Origin of the sequence: Pontibacillus marinus BH030004 = DSM 16465, assembly GCF_000425225.1 — a bacterium.
Classification (GTDB): domain Bacteria; phylum Bacillota; class Bacilli; order Bacillales; family BH030062; genus Pontibacillus; species Pontibacillus marinus.
In genome coordinates this window covers 6,894-23,817 of the sequence record NZ_AULJ01000019.1, presented here as the reverse complement: position 1 = coordinate 23,817, position 16,924 = coordinate 6,894, and the positions used below count along the sequence as shown (strand labels likewise).

Genomic DNA, 16,924 nt, shown 5'->3' with positions numbered 1-16,924 from the left:
AAAAAGTATAATTGTCTCTCTTTACATTCACTGAGAACCATTATCATTTTAACTTTTTTTCAGGTTTTTGTAAAATAGAATTATAAGAGAAATGCTTCGTCAGAGAGGGAGGAGAAAGCATGAATAAAACAACTATCACAGTGTATGGTGCAGAGCAACGATGTGCAAGTTGTGTGAATGCTCCTGGGTCTAAGGAGACATATGAGTGGCTTGAAGCAGCTATATCAAGAAAATATGATTCTAGTGATCTACAGTTTCAGTATATTGATATTTTCACACCACCCGAACAAGAAGAGCATCAATATTTCACACAAAAGATTTTAGATGACGAATACTTTTATCCACTCGTGGTCGTGAATGGAGAAGTCGTTGGAGAAGGGAACCCTCGCTTGAAAACGGTTTATAGAGCATTGGAATCGGAAGGTATTCAGCCCACAGGTTAAATGAATAAAGGTGTATGTATATTGTGATTTATACCGAAACTATGGTAGCATAGATCGTTGAGTAGGGGATTCATCATATTAAATAGCAAGAGGTGAAAACGATGAATCCGATCATCGAATTTTGTATTAATAATTTAGCAAGTGGATCACAAAAAGCAAAAGAAGAGCTAGAGAAGGATCTAGATCTTGATGTTATAGAATATGGCTGTTTAAGTCATTGTGGCCTATGTGCCCAGTCCCTTTTTTGTCTAGTGAATGGGGATCGTGTAACTGGAGAAACACCCGAAGAATTAGTAGAAAATGTATATCAGCACTTAGAAGAGAATCCCCTGTTCTAATGAAATAGAAACGCGATGTTATCACATCGCGTTTTTGTATATCATACTTTTGTCATCTGATTCGGTCGGCTCAAAAAGTGCAGAGCAGTTTACATGGAAGATATAACCTTGTTAGAATAAATTTGATTATTTTAATTCACTAAAGGGACAAAATAGAAAAGAGGTACAACATGTCAGAAACATGGTATTTTATTGACTCTGGCCATGCTTCGCCTGCTTATAATATGGCATTGGATGAAGCATTACTGAACTGGCATAGTCAAGGACTTATTCCGCCTGTCATTCGTTTTTATGGTTGGGAGCCAGCGACACTGTCAGTCGGTTATTTTCAAAAGCTTAGTGGAAAAATTGATGTGGATGCCGTGAATGAATATGGTTATGGGTTGGTGAGAAGACCTACAGGTGGACGTGCTGTACTCCATGATAATGAACTTACATATAGCGTCATCGTCTCTGAGACTCACCAATCAATGCCACCATCCGTAACAGAAGCTTATAGGGTGATCTCTGAAGGGATTCTTCAAGGTTTTCGAAACTTAGATGTTCAAGCAGATTTCTCTATTCCTGAAGGAAAGCTCGAACAAACGGGCTCAGCCGTTTGCTTTGAAGAGCCATCCTGGTATGAATTAATTGTTGAGGGCAAAAAAGCAGCAGGTAGTGCCCAAACTAGACAAAAGGGTGTCATTTTACAGCATGGTTCAATTCCAATAGAGGTAGATGAAACAGCGTTGTTTGATATGTTCATTTATCCAAATGAGCGAATAAAAGAACGTGCACGCAAGGCCTTTAGTGGAAAAGCTGTTGCTATTAATGAAGTGACAGGACGTGAAGTTTCGCTAGATGAAGTGAAAAAAGCCTTCTACTCAGGTTTTGAAAAGGGTCTAGGAATACAATTGGAGCCTTTTACATTAACAGAAGAACAATTAGCAGAAGTGAATCAGTTAGCAGAAGAGCGATATGCTAATGACGAATGGACTTATTATCGCTAAGCAAATTTAATAAAGGATGTGGGCGAATGAGTAAAAAAGAAGAACATTTACGCAAGCCGGAATGGTTGAAAATTAACATCAAGACGAACAAATCCTACAATAAACTAAAGCGTATTATGCGTGAACGCGGCTTACATACTGTATGTGAGGAAGCTAGATGCCCAAATATTCATGAGTGTTGGAGTGAGCGGAAAACAGCAACTTTCATGATTTTAGGTGATACTTGTACACGCGGTTGCCGTTTCTGTGCAGTGAAAACAGGTCTTCCAAACGAGATAGATCGCCAGGAGCCCGAAAAAGTAGCTGAATCTGTAGAGCTTATGGATCTAAAACACGCCGTTGTTACAGCAGTAGCACGAGATGATCTAAGTGATGGTGGAGCATTCATTTTTGCTGAAACAGTTAAAGCAATCCACCGTCGTCAACCAGGTTGTACTGTAGAGGTATTACCATCCGATATGGCAGGTGACTACGATAGCCTTCATACATTAATGGATGCAGGACCTGATATTTTTAACCATAATATTGAAACCGTTCGCCGTTTAACACCAAGAGTTCGTTCCAAGGCAACTTATGACCGTTCTTTAGAGTTGCTACGTCGTGTTAAAGAAATTGCTCCAAATACACCAACAAAATCAAGTTTAATGGTAGGCTTGGGTGAAACAAAAGAAGAGATTGTACAAGCGATGGACGATCTTCTTGCACACAATGTAGATATCATGACAATCGGTCAATATTTACAACCAACGAAAAAGCACCTTAAAGTTGAGCGTTACTATCATCCTGATGAATTTGAAGAACTTCGCCAAATCGCTTTAGAAAAAGGCTTCAAACACTGTCAGGCTGGCCCACTTGTCCGTTCATCTTACCACGCTGATGAACAGGTTAACGAAACATCACTTCAACGCCGAATCAAATACATGAAAGGCTATGAGGAGTCTACTGAGGAAAAACTAGATACGATGAACTTTTAATTTTAAAACCGCATGCCTTAGGGTGTGCGGTTTTTTGCGTAATTGTAGTAAAAGATTCAGATTCAAAAATTGATACAAAAGCCAATTGTTAGTATACTGAGTAATAAGATCAGACGTAAGGAGGGTCATCATATGTCGATCAACATTTCAGATAGCGCTAGTCTACAAATACAAGAAATGATGAAAGAAGAATCGGATAACGTTCGTCTACGTTTTGGTGTTAAAGGTGGAGGTTGCAGCGGACTTTCATATGCAATGGGGTTTGAATATGATATCAATGAAGAGCTTGATACCACATTCGAAGCTAATGGAATCCCTGTTGTAGTCAATAAGCAAGACCTTGCCATCGTAGAAGGTACGAATATTGACTTTAAACAAAACATGATGGGCGGCGGGTTCACGATCGATAACCCGAATGCCATCGCAAACTGCGGTTGTGGTTCATCATTCCGTACGGCAACAAATGCTGGTGCGCCAAGTACAGATTGTTAAGAACAGATAGTCTTACCTTTTACGGTAAGGCTATTTTTTTGATCGTAATTAACGAGTTCACATGTTTTGGACCTCTTTATACTGTGAATACATATAGAAAACACACTTGTAAAAGGGGATTCTTATATGAACATATCAAAAATTCTAATGCTATTAGGCTTAAGCCTCACATTAGTGTTATCAGCTTGTGGCGATTCAACTTCAGGTGATCAAAGTAGTGGTGAAGGTAATGACCAAAAGAGTGAAGAGAATAGTGAAGGTGACAAAAAGCTGTCTCAAGATAAAGCGAAATCTTTAATGGCAGAGTTTGAGGATCGCTTGTTACCAAAAACGAACGATGAGGGAAAAGTTGAAAACTTTGATACAAAAAAAGAACTTATTAATGATGTCCATGAGATCGCTAGTAAAGATGTTATTAAACCGATTGTAAATAAAATATATGAAGAGCGTGATGAAGGTCTGTATTTGAAAACAAACGAAGAGTATAAACATTTTCTTGTTCCTGAGAAATCCGTTAACTTCAAACAGATGGAAGCTGGCAAGTACAAACTAACACAAAAAAATAATACCGATATTAATGGTAAAGCAACATTGACTGCTGTGTTTGAACTACAAAATGGGTTATATAGAATTATGAAATATGATGTAGAAAAGCAAGGAGATAACTCCTAGAAAACTCATAAAAATCCCCTTGGTTTATGAAGCCAAGGGGATTTATGCTAATTAGGAACCAAATAGACTAGTTGAATGCATTGGCTGAACTTTCGCATTCGGATCAATTTTTGCTTTAGCATTATTAACTGCTGTTGGACCTTCACCGAACCCTGAAGCAATCAACTTAACTTTACCAGGGTACGTACAAATGTCTCCAGCTGCATAAATGCCAGGAATATTTGTTTCCATTCTTTGGTTTACAACAATATTGTTTTTCTCAATATCTAAGTTCCACTCTTTAATTGGTCCCAATGAAGAAACGAAACCATAGTTTACAATCATAGCATCAACTGGAATGTTATGAATCTGATCACCTTTTGTTTCTTTCAACACAACCTCTTCTATGCGGTCTGTTCCAACAAGTTCTTCAGGCGAGTATGGTGTCATAATATTGACGCTAGAGTTGTTTAACTGTTCAACACTATGCTCATGCGCACGGAATTTATCACGACGATGGACAAGGGTAACGGATTTTGCAATTGGTTCAAGCATAAGAGACCAATCAACAGCTGAGTCACCGCCACCACAAACCATTACATCTTGGCCAGCGAATTTTTTCATATCGTCAACATGATAATGAAGGTTTGTTTTCTCGAAGTGTTCGCAATCTTGTATTTTTAATCGGCGGGGTGAAAATGCACCGTTACCTGCCGTAATAATGATCGTTTTGGAATAGTGTACATCTTTATTTGTTGTAAGCTTAAATGTTTCATCATCAAGCTTTTCAACAACTTGTACAGATTCTTCTAAAGCAACAGCAGGATCAAACTGGTTTGCTTGCTCCCACAAGTTATCTACTAGTTCTTGCGCGCGAACTTTTGGAAAGCCCGCCACGTCGTAAATATATTTTTCTGGATATAAAGCGGAGAGCTGTCCACCAAGCTGAGGGAGGCTTTCGATGATTTTTACGCTGGCTTGTCTCATTCCACCGTAAAACGCAGTGAATAAGCCAACAGGCCCTCCTCCGATAATGGTAATATCATATACTTGTTCAGACACAAATGATTCCCCCATTCATAATTTCGTTTCTTTTCTATTCTACCATACTTATGACACTCCACCTTTAATAATACCAAAACCACCAATTTGATAAAACTATTTGAAATGTCTGAATGTCGTTTATTTGTCATTTAGGGTTGAAAATTGTAGTAAAAAGGACTATGATGATTTCAGAAAATATTTTACGATATTATGACAATCCCTAATTGAAGTATGTCTTCTTTTTCACATTAAGAACACATAAAACCATGTGACACTATACATCATATGTCTAAGACACAACACTGTATCTACTTGCCTGACTACAAGTAAGCTATATGGGCTTGCCAATCGGCAAGTTTTCTTAATACGTTGAATTGGGTAAATGTTTAGCAAGTAGAGATTTCGACGTAGTTAAACATTTGAGGTTCAAGTACCAGTGCAGCTAGGCCTCTGTCAGCGCCTTCGGCTTGCCAATCGGCAAGTTTTCTTAATACGTTGAATTGGGTAAATGTTTAGCAAGTAGAGATTTCGACGTAGTTAAACATTTGAGGTTCAAGTACCAGTGCAACTAGGCCTCTGTCAGCGCCTTACGGCTTGCCAATCGGCAAGTTTTCTTAATGTGTTAGTTCGTGAAGTTGGTCACAATCCACCCATTCACAAACCACTGTATGGATTTCGTGAAATGTGAAAAACTAATAGTAAATGGAAGTGATATGTTATGAAGAGACCAAATATTGTCATTCTTGGAGCAGGTTATGGTGGCATGATTACAACTGTACGTTTGCAAAAAATGCTAGGTGCTAATGAAGCGAATGTAACCCTTGTAAACAAGCATAACTACCATTATCAAACAACTTGGCTTCACGAAAATGCAGCCGGAACACTTCACCACGACAAAACTCGTATGAAGATCAGTGATGTAGTGGACACAAACAAAATTAATTTTGTTCAAGACACCGTTCTTTCCATCAATTCAGATGAGAAGAAAGTGAAGCTTGAAAATGGAGACCTTGAGTATGACTACCTTGTAGTTGGACTAGGTTTTGAAGCAGCAACTTTCGGTATCTCAGGCTTGAAAGAGAATGCGTTCACAATCAGCAATATCAACTCTGCTCGTATGATTCGTGAGCACATTGAGTACAATTTTGCTAAATACAACAATGAGAAAGAAGAACGTCAAGATAGGCTTAACATTGTTGTAGGTGGTGCAGGTTTCACTGGTATCGAATTTGTCGGTGAACTTGCAAATCGTGTTCCTGAACTTTGTGAAGAATATGATATTCCTCGTGAAAAAGTTCGTATTATGAACGTAGAAGCATCTCCAAGCGTTCTACCCGGTTTCGATGAAGAACTTGTTGAATACGCTATGAACCTTCTTGAAGGAAAAGGCGTTGAATTCAAAACGGGTACAATGATTAAAGAAGTACATGAAGATAAGATTCTAGTTGAAAAAGACGAACAGCAAGAAGAGATTCCTACAAACACAGTTGTATGGGCAGCCGGTGTACGTGGTAACTCTATCGTTGAAGAGGCTGGATTTGAAACAGCGCGTGGGCGCGTAAAAGTTTCTGATACACTTCTAGCACCAGGTCATGATGATGTATTTATCGTAGGTGACTGCGCACTTATCATGAACGAAGAAAACGATCGTCCTTATCCTCCAACTGCACAGATTGCTATGCAAGAAGCTGAAAACGTAGCGCACAACTTGAAAGTGCTCGTACGTGGTGGATCAGACCTTGAGCCATTTGAGCCACACTTAAAAGGTACCGTTGCATCCTTAGGAGAAGGACAAGCAATTGGCGTAGTTGGCGATAAAAAGCTATTTGGTTGGACAGCATCTGTTATGAAGAAGGTTATCGACAACCGTTATCTGTTCATGCTTGGCGGAGTTGGCTTACTACTGAAAAAAGGTAAATTTAATATCTTTACGAAGTAATGATAGAGCAAAGGTAGCTTAAGCTGCCTTTGCTTTTTTACGCTTTAAGAAAGTGTAACTATTGTAAAGGATTAAAGTATAAGAAAAGACATCGGTTTCGCCATTTTTGGCGATAACCGTGTTTTTCTAACGTGTATTTGTATGGATGAATCGTAAGTTTATGTGACAATCTCTAGGAGAACTTGCGCTTTTGATTTGAGCATTATAAAATGTTTTAGAAACCGTTTTAATTTAAAAGACTAAGAACAAATTAGAAAAGGTCTCTATATTATAGAGGGAATTTCTAAGATCGTTAAAATATAGGAGGAGAACATCTTTGGATATTGTACAAGCGGTAGTCTCAGTGCTTCTGTTTTTTGTTTTATTTTTTGGGATTTCTTTTATCGTCAATATGCTATTTCGTCAGACATGGCTCTTAGCCTTTTTCTATCCAATCATTGTCCTAACAATCGTGGATAATATCTCAATCGGAAAATACTTCACCCAATTCGGCTCATCTATTCAAGTGGCTTTTGAAAACTTAGTTCAGCTTCATGTTATGGATGTTGTTATCCTTTCTTCAGGTTTAGCCGGAGCCATTTGTTCTGGCATCGTTATTAAAATGCTACGTGTTCGTGGCTATCAGATGTTTTAATTGAGGCAGAGAATTTATCTCTGCTTTTATATTCCTTAAACACTACTTCCTTTTACCAGGACAAAAGTAGTGTTTTTTTAATGGATTTGTATATTACCTAATGGATTTGGCAAGGATGACATTCGAGAGAGGTGTTAACAAGATGAAAACATTACTGAAACGAATCATGATGTTGGGGTTACTGGTAGCTGCATTAGGTTCGACATTTACATCTATTTCGAATGTCTCGGCCGTTGAGGTTGGCGTTTGGATCCACAATCAAACAAAGTCTTTATATCCTTTTCAATCTACTTATGATGAACACGAGGATCGCCAAGTAAGTTTAAAGAAAAAAGAATTCAAATATGCAGATTCTAAAACTCGTTATATTTCTAGTCAGCAGATCCAAGGACCAACTTCAATTGAGGAAGCAGTAGATTTTTCACAGTTTCCTAAATCAACAGTGCTAGCAACTGGGTACACTGCTGGTGTAGAGTCAACAGGTAAAACACCGGACCACCCAATGTACGGCATTACGTATTCAGGTGTAAAAGTTAAGCGGGATCTATATTCTACGATTGCAGCAGATTTGGATATTTATCCAATTGGAACAATTCTTTATATTCCTGATTACGGATTTGGAGTTGTGGCTGATAAAGGTTCAGCTATCCAGGGAAATAAGATCGATCTTTATTATGAAACTGTTGATGATGTTTACGAAAAATGGGGTAAAAAACGCGTTGATGTATATGTTGTGAAAAAAGGAAACGGAAGGCTTTCTGAAGATACGCTTGTTACCTTAAATCAAAATGAACAACTTCAGGTGTTCCGTGAAGAAATTCTACAAAGTTAACGCAAAGACCGGTAACGATAAGAGCTTGGTTCATCCAAGCTCTTATTTGTGTTGTATGAAAAAATAAAATTGAAACTTTTTCCTTTTTAAATCGTTAGACATATAAAAGGTTAGTTTGAGGAGTTGGAAAAGGAATGAAGTCTTTTTTTATTGTATTCGGTACAATTTTCTTTGAATTTTTATTAATATTAGTAATCGCTACATTTTTGGGAGTTCAAGTCATGGAAGTCCTATTTTTAGGAGGGGCTTTTATTTTTGGGGTTATTTGGTTGTCGGGTATTGAAATGAATCGGGTTAATAATATTGCGAAGGCAGGTACAAAAGGGTGGACTGGTCTGGATGCTGGTCAAGTGAAGTTGTTTCGTTTTGAAATAACACCTATTATGTTTGGACTTATATTATTTTTGATTATTAGTTTAATTATTACATTGATCTATTATGCCCCATACTTTATGGCATAATTAAAGCATCAGCTATATAGCTGATGCTTTTTACGTGGTATTAAATCATAGAATTAAGAACGATAGCTAAAAGAACACCAGTGATTCCACCAAAAAATACTTCAATAGGCTGGTGACCAAGTAATTCTTTCAATTCTTCACGCTTTTCATACTCTGCTTTTTTATTCCACACTTTTGCTTCTTCGACAAAATGTGAGAAGTCTTTCGCTAGCATGTTTAACATCACTGCCTGCTCACCAGCTTGTCTCCGGACTCCTGTTGCATCATACATGACAATTACAGCTAAGACACATGCAATCGCAAACATGTTCGATCCGAAGCCTTCTTGAATCCCTACAGCAGTTGCAAGAGCGGTAACAGCAGCAGAGTGACTACTAGGCATACCTCCAGTTGAGAAAACGAGGCCTATATTTGCTTCTCTCGTTGCAATGTAATGAATGGGAATTTTAACAACCTGGGCAAAAACAATTGCGGTTAAAGCAGCCCAGAGGGGGAAATTGGAGAGTATTTCCATGCTTCTGTGTCATCCTTTCTACATCTAGTACATTGTTTGACCCTGACTCTGCTCCTTTAATTTTAACACGAAGGAAATGAAAATGAGGAAATTCAAGGCTTTATGTATGTAAAAATATTATTAAATATGGATATGATTACCCTGCAAAAACTTGTGTTTTTTCATTATATCACACTCATGAAATACTGAATCACAAAAACGATTGATTTTTCTGTATAATAGCAAGTGGAGGTGGAGATTTTGTTTACAATACAACCAACAACAGAAATGTTTCAAGAAACGGAAGCTCTAGTACTAGGCTTATATCATGAAAACAAACAGCATCAACCAGCTTATCAGCAACTAAACGATGCATTAGATGGAGCTCTAGATCAATATATGCAAGATGGAGATCTATCAAACGATTATAAGAAAGTTTCAAAGGTATTTACATTAAATCAAACTTCAGCCAAGCGTATCTACGTCGTAGGGTTAGGGAAAAAGAAAGATTTAAGTGTACAAAAGTTAAAGAAAGCTTTCGGTCCTTTATTTAAGCAGCTACGTAAGGATCGTGTTTCTGAAGTTACTTGTTTACTACATACGTTCCAAACCGATGAAATCTCTGAGGAGGAAGCTTCTAAAGCGTTCTCTGAAGCGATGATTGTAGCTCCTTATCAGTTTGAACACTACAAAACAAGTAATGAAAAACCAGAACAAGTCATCGAATCTGTTCGTATTTTATCTGACCAAGAATCTGGCTTACTTACAAAAGCTCTTGAAGAGGGAGTGGCAGTTGGACATGGTGTGAACACGGCCCGTCATTTAGTTCAAACACCTGGTAACTTATTAACAGCCACGGATTTAGCTGAGTATGCCATGACACTTGCTACAACGTATGATTTTGAAACAGAAATTCTGGAAAGAGAAGATATGGAACGTTTAGGTATGGGAGCTCTTTTAGCCGTAAACCAAGGGTCAACTGAGCCACCAAAGATGATCGTTTTGAAATACCAGGGTAAAGAAAAATGGGATGACGTTGTAGGTCTTGTAGGAAAAGGAATTACTTTTGATACAGGTGGATACTCGATTAAGCCGAAGGATGGCATTGTAGGTATGAAGGGTGACATGGGGGGAGCTGCCGCTGTACTTGGTGCAATGGATACAATAGGTCGTCTTAAACCAAAGCAAAACATCGTCGCTGTTATCCCTTCCACAGATAATATGATTAGTGGTTCTGCTTTCAAACCTGATGATGTGATTACTTCATTAAGTGGGAAAACGATAGAGGTGCTTAATACAGATGCAGAAGGTCGCCTAGCTCTTGCTGATGGAATCACCTATGCTAAGCATCATAAAGCTGAAAAAATAATTGATGTTGCAACGCTTACTGGCGGTGTAGTAGTTGCACTTGGGGATTGGGTTACAGGTGCGATGACGAATAATGATGATTTGTTTACAGAACTTGATAAAGCATCTAAATATACAGATGAGCCGATTTGGCAATTACCATATAATGGAATATATCGAGATCAAGTAAGATCAAGTGATGTTGCTGATTTAAATAATTCACCAGGACGTAAAGGGCATGCGATTATGGCTGGTTCCTTCTTGGCGGAATTTGCTGAAAGTACACCATGGGTTCACTTAGATATTGCAGGTACATCTAATCCAGGGACAGAATATGATTTAGGTCCAAAAGGTCCAACGGGGGTTATGGCTCGTACGTTAGCACATTATGTTTTAACAAGGTAGACATCTATAAGAGCATGGTCTTTTTATACAGGGCCATGCTTTTTTATTTTAAGAGTGCAAAAGGGATTTCGGTGTAAAGGAAACCTACCAACGTAATGCCATAATAAGCTTACTGGTTGGACTTTCCTCGATATCCATTATCGTCACTTTTATACTGTCTGGGTTATATGAAACCTCAATTGGGTGTGAGATACCTGTATTCTGTATTAAATGAACAACCGTATTGTGATCTGATTTTTGTGCCGCACGCATTACCTTACGGCGTAAATTTCCAGATTCCGCAAAACGCTGCGAAATAATCTGAGAATCATTGATTAAATTTTGATAGGCTTGAGAGGATTCTTGAAATTTTTTAGTGGTTACATCTGGGTATTGACGAGACACGATTTGCTGCTGATATTGAAGTGGATTTACAGGTACAAGCATATAGGGAGTGTAATATACAGGGTAATGGTTTTGGTAAGGGTTCATATTTCAGGCCTCCTTTTCTCATACACACTATATGCAAGTGTAAGGTAAGAGTGAAAATAGTTTATAAAAAAACGAACCTCTTATTGAGGCTCGTTTTGTAGGTTTAATCTTGAATTGCAGCTTCTAATGCTACTTCGATCATTTCGTTGAACGTTGTTTGTCGTTCTTCAGATGTGGTTTCTTCACCTGTGATAATATGGTCACTTACTGTTAGAACAGAAAGCGCTTGACGATCAAATTTTGATGCAAGAGTATAAAGAGCTGTCGTCTCCATTTCAACTGCTAGTACGTTATAGTCAGCAAGTTGATCGAATAATTCTTTTGCGTTATCGCGGTAGAAGCTATCACTTGTGAATACATTACCTACGCGCAAGTTAAGCCCTTTTTCTTCACCTACGTCATAGGCAGCTTTTAATAAGCTAAAGTCTGCTGTTGGAGCAAAGTCGATACCGCCAAATACCATACGGTTCATTTGAGAGTCTGTAGATGAAGTAGATGCAAGAATAACATCACGAACTTGCACGTCTTTTTGTAAAGCACCACAAGAACCTACACGGATTAACTTTTGTACGTCATAGCTCTGAATAAGTTCATTTACATAGATCGAAATGGACGGTACACCCATACCTGTTCCCTGTACAGAGATACGTTCTCCTTTATATGTACCTGTGAAGCCGTACATACCACGAACTTCGTTATAGCAAGTAACATCCTCTAAAAAGTTCTCTGCAATATATTTCGCACGAAGAGGGTCTCCAGGTAGTAAAATTTTATCTGCAATATCGCCTTTATTGGCACCAATATGTACTGTCATATGGTATAAACCTCCTTGAGTTCATTGTTTCTCATAAAAGTAATGTCATGAATAGAAAATTCAGGTTGTCTGACATCTACAATGTAAAAATACCATAACGGTTTTAAGAACACAAATGGGAACGTTTTCAGATCATGGAGGAATATATTTACTATGTTTTCAGTTGAAGGACTGCTAAAATAAGAACAAAGGTGTAGTTCGAGGGGATTTTGTATGAAATATAGACCAATTGATCAATTAGAGCAAAGTGATAGACTGGGACGGAATATCTATGCCAATGATGGACGTGTATTGTTAGGAAAAGGGATTTCATTAACGATTGGACTAATCGGCCGTCTTAAACGCATGGGAGTACATGCTGTTTATGTGATGGACGATGAAGAAGAGGGAAAAGACATTCCTGAGTCAGAGGATGAATCCTCCATTTCCGATAAAACGAAGCGTGAAGTTATGAAAAACCTTTCTGAATCGTTAGGAATCATTCAAGAGGGGAAAGATTTTCATACAAAGGATCTTGGCCAAACCACGAAAAATATTATTGATGAACTATTACATAATAAAGATGTGTTATTACAATTAGAAGATATCCGGACTAAGGATAATGAACTATTAATCCACTCTATGCACGTAACGGTCATGTCAGTGCTTGTGGGGATTAAGCTCCAATACACCAATAAAGAGCTTATAGAGCTGGGGATTGGTGCTATACTTCATGATGTTGGCAAGGTGGGTAAGAAACAAAAAGATGGACTTGCTGCAAATGAACATCATGCTTGGATTGGATTTAATACTTTGCGTAAAAATAGAGAAATAAGTACGGTATCTGCCCATGTAGCCTTTCAACACCATGAGTATCTTGATGGAAGTGGTGAGCCGAGGGGAGTTAAAGGTGAAAATATTCATCCTTACGCACGTATTGTTTCTGTGGCGAACACCTACGACAATTTAGTATCGCCACAAGATGGAAGTCAACCCCTACTACCTTATGAAGCAGGGGAACAGATCATGGGGTTAGCTGGGGAGAAGTTTGACCGAGATGTTGTTTGGCAATTTTTAAGAAGTGTTGCATTTTATCCGAATGGAAGTAATGTCCACTTATCTAATGGAAGTATCGCTACAATAGTTGGGCAGAATAAAGGACTACCCCAACGTCCGATTGTACGTATTTTTTCTAATAATACGACAAATCAGTATATGCATTATGATGTTGAAGAAATTAATCTGGCAAAAGCACCAACGTTATTTATTAATCGCATGGTACAAGATTAAAACCTGGTGTGAATAGGGAATGACTTAATAAAGCTTGTTGAACGAATTGTTTAAGTGAAGCATATACAAACATAATGATACATGTTGAAAGGAGATATCCGAATGAATATATCTATATCCCAATTACCTGGTATCGGTCAAAAAATTACATTAACTACTGCTGAAGATAGTCAGCTCATTTTAATTGTTCATCATACAGGAAAACGTGAATTATACTTTTTTGAGGATGCTGACAGCGAAGAAGCGGATTTTGGAATGGATCTAACTGGTGATGAAACAAGAGAACTTGGAGCACAATTGCTTGGTGCAACCTATCAACCTGTTGATGCCGATAAGCTTAAGATGTTTAATAACCAAATCGTTATTGATTGGGTGGAAATTAAAGAAGCATCTTCTATTGCACATAAGACGATTGAAGAGTCTGAGGTTCGAAATCAAACAGGAGCTACGATTATTGGAATTGTAAAAGGAGATGACATTATTGCCATCCCAGAGGCATATACAACGTTGAAACCAGGTGACGTACTTATGGGGATTGGTAAGAAAGATCAAATTGCTTCACTTACAGCATTATGTAAGGGAGAGGAATGATCCCATTGATTCCATTTGATATAGAGATGCCATCATTATTAGGTGCTGGACTTGTCCTGTTACTCATTTTTTGGCTAGGTTTTTTAAGTCTCAAAATAAAATTTCCGAATGTTATTTTATATATTTTACTTGGTATTGTGCTAGCGGGGGCACTGCATCATAATGAGTTATTGCATTTCGCTAGTGAAATTGGAATCGTATTGTTATTTTTCCTTTTAGGGTTAGAGTTTAATATCAAACGACTAGGTGGTATTGCTAAGAAGATATGGCCGGCTGGGTTTCTTGATGTTGGTCTAAGCTTAGGAGTGTCGATGGCCATAACGTATGCATTCGGCCTTGACCTCTTTACGTCCTTCTTAATTGGTGGCGTTACATATGCAACAAGTTCTTCTATCACAGCTAAGTTGCTCGATGATACAAGTCGTATGGCAAACCGTGAAACAGAGTTTATTTTGGCTTTATTAATTTTTGAAGACTTAGTTGCTCCCATTGTAGTCGCAATTATTATGGGGATGAGTAGTGGTGGAGATTTTGCTCCCATCGACCTTGCTATCTTAATTGGAAAAATTGTTGGATTAGCATTAGGTGCGATTATCCTTGGTAAAACGTTATTTAAAAGGTTTGAAGTGTTGCTTGAAAAAATTGATGATGAGGACTTTAAAATTGCCTTACTCATCGGTATTGCCTTAGCTTATGGAGGTCTTGCTTTATATCTAGATCTTTCTGAAGTGTTAGGAGCATTTCTTGCAGGAATCATGCTTGCGGAAATTGGTAAGATTGAGCGTGTTGAGCAGACTGTCTTGCCTGTTAAAGATTTGATGCTTCCTTTATTTTTCGTTTACTTTGGAACGACGATTGAGTTCGGTGATGGTATTCCAATGTTAGGTCTGTTACTCACATTGATTGGATGGGGGTTAATTGCCAAGCTGCTTGTTGGAATTATAGGTGGTAAGCTTTATGGATTATCAAAGCGTGTATCCTTAAGAGCAGGTTTGTCGATCTGTTCGAGAGGAGAATTTTCCGTTGTGATTGCGGCATTGGCAACTGGTACGATTAAGGTGTTTAGCGGCATGTACATTCTTGTTGCGGCGTTTATAGGCATGCTCTTATTTGAACGAGCGCCAAATATCACCAATCTTATTTATGGAAAACCGAAGAAGAAAAAGAAGAACTTAAAAGTACCTGGATCATAACTCTTCACAGTCCTATACCTTGATGGTGTAGGACTTTTTTATTGGTTATATGGGAGTGATGTGGAATAAGCTGGTGCGGGATGGTTCCGTCGCTTTTGTGGAGATCGGCGGGCTGTGGAACGGGTTGCTTTCCCCGGAAGACCGATCGAGCTTCCTCGTCACTTCGTTCCTGCGGGATCTCGCTCGCCCTTTCTACCGGAGGAGTCAACCCGTTCCACAGCCCACCTTAGCCGAATGGTGACTAACGGAACCGCAGCGATATTGAGAGGTCGATGCTTACGGACATATGATACCTTATTTTGTGGCAAATTGGTTTTTTCCAAGGTGATTTAAAACAAATAACGGAACAGATGTCCGTATGGTTTAGAGCTCACACAACTAGGGTCCGTTATTCCCCATAACCGCAAAGGGGTGAGGGAAATGGCAAACTCCCGCGGTAGAAAGGGCAGATGAGACCCCGCAAGGAGCGTAGCGTATGAGGAGGCTCAGCTGGTCTTCCGCAGGAGTATTGCCGTTTCAACGAACCCCTTACTCTCTTTCCAGCAAAGGACTCCACAACATAGTTTTATCTCGAACCCAAGTCTTCAATAATAGAGGGCTTTGACTGAAGAAGGGGAATATTACTTGAAATATCGTTTTTCTAATTCCGCTAATTGATGCTGAGCTTTTTCACTGAACTCATCATCTTTTGCAGCGAGTTTTTGTTTAAGTTTATCCAAAGCCTCTCTTAAAGAATCTTGATAATTTGGAATTTCTCCATCATGCTCACTCAATGAGGATTTCGAAATGTTTGCTTTTTCATTATGAGCTAAAGCTTTTCGTTCGTGGAAGAACACATTCTCCGTTTTACCAGGGTTATGTAAGTCACCTTGTTGTGGGTGCTTTAGGACTGCCAATACTTTTACTAAGTAGGCATGACCTCGATCTTCCATAATCTCTCCAATGTATTTCCCTGTTTTATAATGTGCTTGAACTTTATCTCCAGGTTGCAATTCTGCCATTTTTATTCCTCCAACATTCTATTTTAGGCTCATCATAACATAACTTGTCACTCACTGTTCACTTTCACGTAGTGTCGTTCTGGATAGAATTTGGTATAATAGAATCGGTGATATTGGTGAAAGGCGTGATAGCTTATGATGGAATTTCTATATTTTCCACAAGATAAGACCGAATACATTCCAGCGCTAATTACATTACTCTTTTTCGCTTTAGGGGCCTTTGTAACAATGCGTATTATTTTAAAGGCTGCTAAGAAAGAGAAAGAAATCGTTGATGAAACATATGATACTCACAATATAGATGAATCAGATAATGAGCCCCGTTCTTAGTCTCTTCTTGTAGAAGGGGCTTTTTTGTTCTTTAGATTGTGGCTTGTGTATAACTTTTTAATAAAAGTGGGGCCACATCCAGCTCCAGCGCCCAGCAACGAAGGGACTTGGGCCCACACGACGTGGGTCAGATCGACGTTGTCACAGGACGTGACGAACTTGGGCCCACACGACGTGGGTCAGATCGGCGTTGTCACAGGACGTGACGAACTT

General features: G+C 38.6%; 20 protein-coding genes. 15 read left to right on the top strand and 5 right to left on the bottom strand.

Annotation, left to right across the window (positions count from 1 at the left end; translation table 11 throughout):
- Window positions 1-119: 119 nt before the first annotated feature.
- The 6 genes from H514_RS0104750 (at window position 120) to H514_RS0104725 (ending at window position 3,908) form a co-directional block, all read left to right on the top strand.
- Entirely contained in the window at window positions 120-443 is a 324-nt protein-coding gene (locus tag H514_RS0104750; protein ID WP_027445930.1) for a DUF1462 family protein, read from the top strand.
- Between the two features lie 101 nt (window positions 444-544).
- On the top strand, window positions 545-781 hold the full coding sequence (locus tag H514_RS0104745; protein ID WP_027445929.1) for a YuzB family protein: 237 nt from the start codon (window positions 545-547) through the stop codon (window positions 779-781).
- 170 nt (window positions 782-951) lie between these two features.
- Window positions 952-1,770: a lipoate--protein ligase family protein gene (locus tag H514_RS0104740; protein WP_027445928.1), complete on the top strand. Its 819-nt coding sequence runs from the start codon at window positions 952-954 to the stop codon at window positions 1,768-1,770.
- Window positions 1,771-1,796: 26 nt separating this feature from the next.
- A complete protein-coding gene (gene lipA, locus H514_RS0104735) occupies window positions 1,797-2,744 on the top strand; it encodes a lipoyl synthase (protein WP_027445927.1) in 948 nt (315 codons plus the stop codon).
- Window positions 2,745-2,876: 132 nt separating this feature from the next.
- A complete protein-coding gene (locus H514_RS0104730; RefSeq protein ID WP_027445926.1) occupies window positions 2,877-3,236 on the top strand; it encodes a HesB/IscA family protein in 360 nt (119 codons plus the stop codon).
- Between the two features lie 126 nt (window positions 3,237-3,362).
- The gene (locus H514_RS0104725) at window positions 3,363-3,908 is read left to right on the top strand and encodes a hypothetical protein (protein ID WP_027445925.1); all 546 of its coding nucleotides are present in this window, start codon (window positions 3,363-3,365) and stop codon (window positions 3,906-3,908) included.
- A gap of 51 nt (window positions 3,909-3,959) precedes the next feature.
- Here the strand turns inward: H514_RS0104725 and H514_RS0104720 are convergent, their stop codons facing one another.
- Window positions 3,960-4,949 (bottom strand): NAD(P)/FAD-dependent oxidoreductase, encoded by a 990-nt coding sequence (locus H514_RS0104720; RefSeq protein ID WP_231566571.1) that lies wholly within the window; start codon window positions 4,947-4,949, stop codon window positions 3,960-3,962.
- A 700-nt stretch (window positions 4,950-5,649) separates the two neighbouring features.
- On the opposite strand from H514_RS0104720, the gene H514_RS0104715 reads away from it, so the two are divergent.
- The 4 genes from H514_RS0104715 to H514_RS0104700 all read left to right on the top strand — a co-directional run bounded on the left by H514_RS0104715 (window position 5,650) and on the right by H514_RS0104700 (window position 8,797).
- On the top strand, window positions 5,650-6,870 hold the full coding sequence (locus tag H514_RS0104715) for an NAD(P)/FAD-dependent oxidoreductase (RefSeq protein ID WP_027445923.1): 1,221 nt from the start codon (window positions 5,650-5,652) through the stop codon (window positions 6,868-6,870).
- 316 nt (window positions 6,871-7,186) lie between these two features.
- On the top strand, window positions 7,187-7,504 hold the full coding sequence (locus tag H514_RS0104710) for a YuiB family protein (protein ID WP_036842042.1): 318 nt from the start codon (window positions 7,187-7,189) through the stop codon (window positions 7,502-7,504).
- Window positions 7,505-7,646: 142 nt separating this feature from the next.
- The gene (locus tag H514_RS0104705) at window positions 7,647-8,336 is read left to right on the top strand and encodes a 3D domain-containing protein (RefSeq protein ID WP_027445921.1); all 690 of its coding nucleotides are present in this window, start codon (window positions 7,647-7,649) and stop codon (window positions 8,334-8,336) included.
- Window positions 8,337-8,470: 134 nt separating this feature from the next.
- The gene (locus H514_RS0104700) at window positions 8,471-8,797 is read left to right on the top strand and encodes a hypothetical protein (RefSeq protein ID WP_027445920.1); all 327 of its coding nucleotides are present in this window, start codon (window positions 8,471-8,473) and stop codon (window positions 8,795-8,797) included.
- Window positions 8,798-8,837: 40 nt separating this feature from the next.
- On the opposite strand, the gene H514_RS0104695 is transcribed toward H514_RS0104700, so the two are convergent.
- The gene (locus H514_RS0104695) at window positions 8,838-9,311 is read right to left on the bottom strand and encodes a divergent PAP2 family protein (protein ID WP_027445919.1); all 474 of its coding nucleotides are present in this window, start codon (window positions 9,309-9,311) and stop codon (window positions 8,838-8,840) included.
- A 240-nt stretch (window positions 9,312-9,551) separates the two neighbouring features.
- Between H514_RS0104695 and H514_RS0104690 the strand changes: the two genes are divergently transcribed.
- Window positions 9,552-11,042, top strand: a complete 1,491-nt coding sequence (locus tag H514_RS0104690) for a leucyl aminopeptidase (RefSeq protein WP_027445918.1) — start codon at window positions 9,552-9,554, stop codon at window positions 11,040-11,042.
- Between the two features lie 84 nt (window positions 11,043-11,126).
- On the opposite strand, the gene H514_RS0104685 is transcribed toward H514_RS0104690, so the two are convergent.
- Entirely contained in the window at window positions 11,127-11,513 is a 387-nt protein-coding gene (locus H514_RS0104685) for a hypothetical protein (protein ID WP_027445917.1), read from the bottom strand.
- Between the two features lie 103 nt (window positions 11,514-11,616).
- Complete coding sequence (gene deoD / locus H514_RS0104680; protein WP_027445916.1) at window positions 11,617-12,327, bottom strand: purine-nucleoside phosphorylase; 711 nt, start codon at window positions 12,325-12,327, stop codon at window positions 11,617-11,619.
- Between the two features lie 213 nt (window positions 12,328-12,540).
- On the opposite strand from deoD, the gene H514_RS0104675 reads away from it, so the two are divergent.
- The 3 genes from H514_RS0104675 to H514_RS0104665 all read left to right on the top strand — a co-directional run bounded on the left by H514_RS0104675 (window position 12,541) and on the right by H514_RS0104665 (window position 15,380).
- Window positions 12,541-13,596 (top strand): HD-GYP domain-containing protein, encoded by a 1,056-nt coding sequence (locus H514_RS0104675; protein ID WP_027445915.1) that lies wholly within the window; start codon window positions 12,541-12,543, stop codon window positions 13,594-13,596.
- Between the two features lie 102 nt (window positions 13,597-13,698).
- Window positions 13,699-14,187, top strand: a complete 489-nt coding sequence (locus H514_RS0104670) for a cation:proton antiporter regulatory subunit (RefSeq protein WP_027445914.1) — start codon at window positions 13,699-13,701, stop codon at window positions 14,185-14,187.
- Window positions 14,188-14,192: 5 nt separating this feature from the next.
- On the top strand, window positions 14,193-15,380 hold the full coding sequence (locus tag H514_RS0104665; RefSeq protein ID WP_233422672.1) for a cation:proton antiporter: 1,188 nt from the start codon (window positions 14,193-14,195) through the stop codon (window positions 15,378-15,380).
- Between the two features lie 620 nt (window positions 15,381-16,000).
- On the opposite strand, the gene H514_RS0104655 is transcribed toward H514_RS0104665, so the two are convergent.
- Window positions 16,001-16,381 (bottom strand): kinase-associated lipoprotein B, encoded by a 381-nt coding sequence (locus tag H514_RS0104655; RefSeq protein ID WP_027445911.1) that lies wholly within the window; start codon window positions 16,379-16,381, stop codon window positions 16,001-16,003.
- Window positions 16,382-16,516: 135 nt separating this feature from the next.
- Here H514_RS0104655 and H514_RS0104650 point away from each other — a divergent pair, with 135 nt between their 5' ends.
- Window positions 16,517-16,711 carry a hypothetical protein gene (locus tag H514_RS0104650; protein WP_027445910.1) on the top strand — a complete coding sequence of 65 codons (195 nt, stop codon included), beginning with the start codon at window positions 16,517-16,519 and terminating at the stop codon, window positions 16,709-16,711.
- Window positions 16,712-16,924: the final 213 nt, after the last annotated feature.

What these genes read in the sequence shown, in the direction of transcription:
- H514_RS0104670 (WP_027445914.1), top strand. Translation starts at nt 13,699, where the DNA reads ATGAATATATCTATATCCCAATTACCTGGTATCGGTCAAAAAATTACA.
- H514_RS0104725 (WP_027445925.1), top strand. Translation starts at nt 3,363, where the DNA reads ATGAACATATCAAAAATTCTAATGCTATTAGGCTTAAGCCTCACATTA.
- H514_RS0104655 (WP_027445911.1), bottom strand. Translation starts at nt 16,381, where the DNA reads ATGGCAGAATTGCAACCTGGAGATAAAGTTCAAGCACATTATAAAACA.
- H514_RS0104705 (WP_027445921.1), top strand. Translation starts at nt 7,647, where the DNA reads ATGAAAACATTACTGAAACGAATCATGATGTTGGGGTTACTGGTAGCT.
- H514_RS0104745 (WP_027445929.1), top strand. Translation starts at nt 545, where the DNA reads ATGAATCCGATCATCGAATTTTGTATTAATAATTTAGCAAGTGGATCA.
- H514_RS0104675 (WP_027445915.1), top strand. Translation starts at nt 12,541, where the DNA reads ATGAAATATAGACCAATTGATCAATTAGAGCAAAGTGATAGACTGGGA.
- H514_RS0104730 (WP_027445926.1), top strand. Translation starts at nt 2,877, where the DNA reads ATGTCGATCAACATTTCAGATAGCGCTAGTCTACAAATACAAGAAATG.
- lipA (WP_027445927.1), top strand. Translation starts at nt 1,797, where the DNA reads ATGAGTAAAAAAGAAGAACATTTACGCAAGCCGGAATGGTTGAAAATT.
- H514_RS0104740 (WP_027445928.1), top strand. Translation starts at nt 952, where the DNA reads ATGTCAGAAACATGGTATTTTATTGACTCTGGCCATGCTTCGCCTGCT.
- H514_RS0104695 (WP_027445919.1), bottom strand. Translation starts at nt 9,311, where the DNA reads ATGGAAATACTCTCCAATTTCCCCCTCTGGGCTGCTTTAACCGCAATT.
- H514_RS0104715 (WP_027445923.1), top strand. Translation starts at nt 5,650, where the DNA reads ATGAAGAGACCAAATATTGTCATTCTTGGAGCAGGTTATGGTGGCATG.
- H514_RS0104650 (WP_027445910.1), top strand. Translation starts at nt 16,517, where the DNA reads ATGATGGAATTTCTATATTTTCCACAAGATAAGACCGAATACATTCCA.
- H514_RS0104750 (WP_027445930.1), top strand. Translation starts at nt 120, where the DNA reads ATGAATAAAACAACTATCACAGTGTATGGTGCAGAGCAACGATGTGCA.
- deoD (WP_027445916.1), bottom strand. Translation starts at nt 12,327, where the DNA reads ATGACAGTACATATTGGTGCCAATAAAGGCGATATTGCAGATAAAATT.
- H514_RS0104700 (WP_027445920.1), top strand. Translation starts at nt 8,471, where the DNA reads ATGAAGTCTTTTTTTATTGTATTCGGTACAATTTTCTTTGAATTTTTA.
- H514_RS0104685 (WP_027445917.1), bottom strand. Translation starts at nt 11,513, where the DNA reads ATGAACCCTTACCAAAACCATTACCCTGTATATTACACTCCCTATATG.